Consider the following 3,195-nt stretch of genomic DNA (forward strand, 5'->3'; position numbering starts at 1 on the left):
GCCCACACCCGCCGCCGCGCCCACCCCCCAGCCCCAGGCGCAACCGCAGGTCCGGCCGCAACCCCAGGCGCAGCCGCATCCGCAGGCCTGGCGGCCGCCGACGCAGCGGGTGCCGGACCGACCGGCGCCGCAGCCGCAGTCCTGGGCCCCGCCGCCGCAGCAACAGCCCCGCCCGCTGGCCGGGTTCCCGAGCGGCCCCGGCTCCGCCGCCTTCCCTGCCGGATCGGGCAAGCAGCGCCGGCACTCCCGCGCGTTCGTGGCGCTGATGGTGGCCACCGGCGTGCTCGGCGTGCTGCTCACCGGCATCGTGTTCTCGCACATCGACTCGTCGACCGGCTACCAGGACGACTACACCACCTCCGAGGTGTATGCCCCGGCCGAACCCGAGTACGAAGCCGCCACCCCGGCCGCGCTGGCCGAGCTGGTGAGCCGGCTGCTGCCCGAGCGCACGGTCAGCCACCTGCGCGGCAGCGACCCGCTCAAGCTGCTCTTCTACCTGGACCTCAGCGAGGGCGGCAACGGGATGGTGACGCTGACCGTCAAGGGCAAGCGGAACAATCCGGTACGCGACGGTGAGCCCAAGGTAGTGGTGAGCTCGAACACCAAGAACTGCGTGCAGAACAAGACAGTCACCGCCACCTGGCCCGATGGCACAGTGGTGCAGGCCGACGTGGCCACCTGCCTGGCCTGGGACGGCTCACGCAACCCGCCGGCCCCGGCCGCGCTGACCACCGACGAGGCGAAGGCCCTGGTCAGCGATCCGCAGTGGGGCATGATGATGGACGCCGAGCTGGTCTCCACCGGCGCCGACAACCACCCCGACCTGGTGTAGGCACCTACCAGTTGATCTTTCCGGGCCAGGTGACCTCGGCGAGGCGCTGCTGACCCTCGCGGTTGGGGTGGAAGTAGTCGAACGTGTTGACCAGGTCCAGCGAGAACTTGACCCGGTGCGCGCTGCCCCCGTCCCAGCGGCACCGCTCGCCGTACTCCCGGCAGGCGCGTTCCAGCTGATCGTTGTAGGCGTCGACGCGGTCCTCGACCCGGTGGCGGCGGGCGTCATCGGCCGCCGCGGTCGACGTGGGCCGTGCGAGCAGCGACTGGCAGATGCCGGCCCGGTTCCACACCCGTACGGCGTTGGTGTCCTCGTGGCCCAGCTCCCACAGCCGGTACATGTCCGGGATGCTGGCCATCAGGATCCGCGCCTTGGGCAGCCCCTTCTTGAGCCGGCTCAGCGCCTTGTCGACCCGGGAGCGAAACGTTGTCACCGCGGTCATGCCATCCACGGTTGCGGCGCAGGCGTCGTTCGCGCCGACCAGCACGGTCACGTACTCGGGTTTGGCGTCCACCGCCGAGGATGCCTGGCCCGGCAGGTCGGCGGCGTCCGCACCGGGCACCGAGAAGTTGCGCGCATGGCCCTTGATCTTGGCGTTCTTGGCCAGGATCCGCTCGTAGTGGCTGTCGATGCCGTCGGCTCCCCCGGTCGACCAGGAGTTGCGGCTGCACGCCACGTAGATGCCGCAGCTACCGTACCCGGCGGTGATGGAGTCGCCGATGGCCGCCATGGACGAGGGGTAGCCGGACTTCGGCGTGGGTGCGGGCGTCTTTGTCGAGCCGGGAGTGGCGCCCGCGCCGTCACAGGCGAGCGCGAGTGCTGCGAGCAAGGCCAAACCGGCAATCTGCCAACGACGGACCACGGTGCTCCCCGAAAGTAACCAGAAGTCATGACAGAAGCACCCTAAGGCACATCGGTGCATGATCGGGGACCATGACCCGGGTCATGAGTTTGCGCATGATGACCTCAAGCGGCTCGCCCCGCGTCGCTCTGACCTGCGTGACGACTCAGGTGACGCCTCTTGCGATACGCTGCTGCGTACCGGAGCCGATCTGGTCCCCGCTGCCTGAGCCGTTGCCGCAGGACAGCCGGGCCGGTTGTTCCCGGCCTCCTGGGCCGCGGCCGTGTTGGCGTTCGCCGCCGCCGGACGCGCACTAAGATCGCCGGATGACGCGCGTGGAGTTCGGTCTTGACACGTTCGGTGACGTCACCGCCGGCCCCGACGGCCTCCCGCTGCCGTACGCCCAGGTGATCCGCAACGTGGTCGAGCAGGCAGTACTCGCCGACGAGATCGGGGTGGACGCGTTCGGGCTCGGCGAGCACCACCGCGACGACTACGCGGTGTCAGCGCCCGAGATCGTCCTGGCCGCGATCGCCAGCCGCACCCGCCGGATCAAGCTCGGCACCGCGGTGACAGTGCTCAGCTCCGACGACCCGGTGCGGGTGTACGAACGCTTCGCCACCCTCGCCGCACTCTCGAACGGGCGCGCCGAGATCACGCTGGGCCGCGGGTCGTTCACCGAGTCGTTCCCGCTGTTCGGCTACGACCTGGGCGACTATGAGCAGTTGTTCGCCGAGAAGGCCGACCTGATGGCCGAGCTGCTGACCGAGAGGGCGGTCACCTGGCAGGGCACCGTCCGGGCGCCGCTGAGCGCTCAGGAGGTCTACCCCAAGACCGAGGCCGGGCGGATCCCGGCGTGGATCGGTGTCGGCGGCAGCCCCGAGTCGGTGGTGCGTGCCGCCCAGTACGGCTTCCCGCTGGTGCTGGCGATCATCGGGGGTGAACCGGCGCGCTTTGCTCCGTACGTGGATCTGTTCCACCGGGCGCTGGAGCGGTTCGACCGGGAGAAACTGCCGGTGGCGGTGCACGCGCCGGGCTTCATCGCCGGGACCGACGAGCAGGCGGTGGAGACGCTGTGGCCGCAAGCGCGGAAGGCGATGACCCGCATCGGCGCCGAGCGGGGCTGGCCGCCGCTGACCCGTGAGCGTTTCGAGGCCGACATCGCCGAGGGCGCCTGGCACGTCGGTTCCCCGCAGACCGTGGCAGCCAAGATCGCCCGGACGGTTCAGTCGGTGGGCATCCAGCGTTTCGACCTGAAGTACTCGGTTGGCACGCTGCCCCACGAGGACCTGATGACCGCGATCCACCTGTACGGCACCGAGGTCATCCCGCGCGTCAAGGAACTCCTCGGCTCGTGATCTTTTTGTTACCGCGGCGGTGAAATCGGTAGCTCCCACCGGGCGTGTCCGCAGCAGACCCGCCCCTCTTCCCCGGGAGCCACCGCATGCGCCAGCTCGTCCTGCTCGCCGCCGCCGTCACCACCGCGGCCACCCTGACGGCCTGCGCCGACACCACCCCACCC

The 3,195-nt window shown here is 70.2% G+C and carries 2 protein-coding genes and 1 pseudogene; 2 read left to right on the forward strand and 1 reads right to left on the reverse strand.

Features of this window, described 5'->3' with window-relative positions:
• Window positions 1–832 (forward strand): annotated as a pseudogene (locus TFC3_RS15410) (serine/threonine protein kinase); the annotation flags it as partial.
• Window positions 833–836: 4 nt separating this feature from the next.
• Here the strand turns inward: TFC3_RS15410 and TFC3_RS15415 are convergent.
• Window positions 837–1,694 (reverse strand): GDSL-type esterase/lipase family protein, encoded by an 858-nt coding sequence (locus tag TFC3_RS15415; RefSeq protein WP_067500293.1) that lies wholly within the window; start codon window positions 1,692–1,694, stop codon window positions 837–839.
• A 305-nt stretch (window positions 1,695–1,999) separates the two neighbouring features.
• On the opposite strand from TFC3_RS15415, the gene TFC3_RS15420 reads away from it, so the two are divergent.
• Complete coding sequence (locus TFC3_RS15420; RefSeq protein WP_067500294.1) at window positions 2,000–3,031, forward strand: LLM class flavin-dependent oxidoreductase; 1,032 nt, start codon at window positions 2,000–2,002, stop codon at window positions 3,029–3,031.
• Window positions 3,032–3,195: the final 164 nt, after the last annotated feature.

This window comes from Actinoplanes sp. TFC3, from assembly GCF_001553785.1.
Classification (GTDB): domain Bacteria; phylum Actinomycetota; class Actinomycetes; order Mycobacteriales; family Micromonosporaceae; genus Actinoplanes.